This is a genomic window from Polaribacter sp. Z014 (assembly GCF_023555435.1).
Taxonomy (GTDB): Bacteria; Bacteroidota; Bacteroidia; order Flavobacteriales; family Flavobacteriaceae; genus Polaribacter.
Map to the genome: position 1 here is coordinate 1 of NZ_JALCZP010000096.1, position 970 is coordinate 970.

Annotated in this window: 2 protein-coding genes; both read left to right on the forward strand. The window is 33.2% G+C overall.

Annotated elements, in window-relative coordinates:
* Positions 1 to 454, forward strand: a 454-nt coding sequence (locus MPF19_RS19075) for a transketolase-like TK C-terminal-containing protein (RefSeq protein ID WP_284041599.1), incomplete at its 5' end; no start/stop codon positions are given.
* A gap of 10 nt (positions 455 to 464) precedes the next feature.
* Positions 465 to 970 (forward strand): transaldolase family protein (locus tag MPF19_RS19080; protein ID WP_249989858.1); only part of this gene is annotated, 506 nt, incomplete at its 3' end.

Here is a 970-nt window from a genome sequence, read left to right on the forward strand (position 1 = left end):
ACAAGGAATTAAAGATTTACCAACCAAAGGAGCATCATCAAGATATCAAGAAGCATTAGCTTCTGAAAAAGGTGGGTATTTAGTAAAAGAAGTAGCAAATCCAGATGTTGTTTTAGTGGCAAATGGTTCTGAAGTTGCAACTTTAGTGGCTGCAGCAGAAATTTTAGAAGCTAAAAATGGCTTAAAAGTAAACATTGCTTCGGTAATTTCTGAAGGTGTATTTAGAAACCAATCTAAAGAATATCAACAAAGTGTTATTCCTAAAAACAAACCATTATTCGGCTTAACAGCAGGCTTACCAGTAAACTTAGAAGGTTTGGTTGGTGATGCAGGAAAAGTGTTTGGATTGGATCATTTTGGGTATTCAGCACCAGCAAACATCTTAGACGAAAAATTTGGATTTACAGGAGAAAAAGTAAGTCAACAAGTATTAGCATATTTAAAAACAGTATAAAAATAAACGTATGAAATTTTTTATTGACACAGCAAATTTGAATGATATTGCCGAAGCAGAAGCTTTAGGAGTTTTAGATGGTGTAACTACCAATCCATCTTTAATGGCAAAAGAAGGAATTACAGGAGCAGCAAATATTTTAAACCATTATAAAAAAATATGTGACCTTGTAGAAGGAGATGTTTCTGCAGAAGTAATTGCAACAGAGTATGATGGAATGATTCAGCAAGGAGAAGAGTTAGCTGCTTTACATCCACAGATTGTGGTAAAATTACCAATGATTGCAGATGGTGTAAAAGCGTGTAAATATTTTTCTGATAAAGGGATTAAAACAAACATGACACTTATTTTTTCTGCAGGACAAGCATTATTAGCAGCAAAAGCAGGAGCAACGTATGTGTCTCCTTTTTTAGGAAGATTGGATGATATTTCTACAGATGGATTAAATTTAATTTCAGAAATGAGATTAATTTATGATAACTACGGATTTAAATCACAAATTTTAGCAGCCTCTGT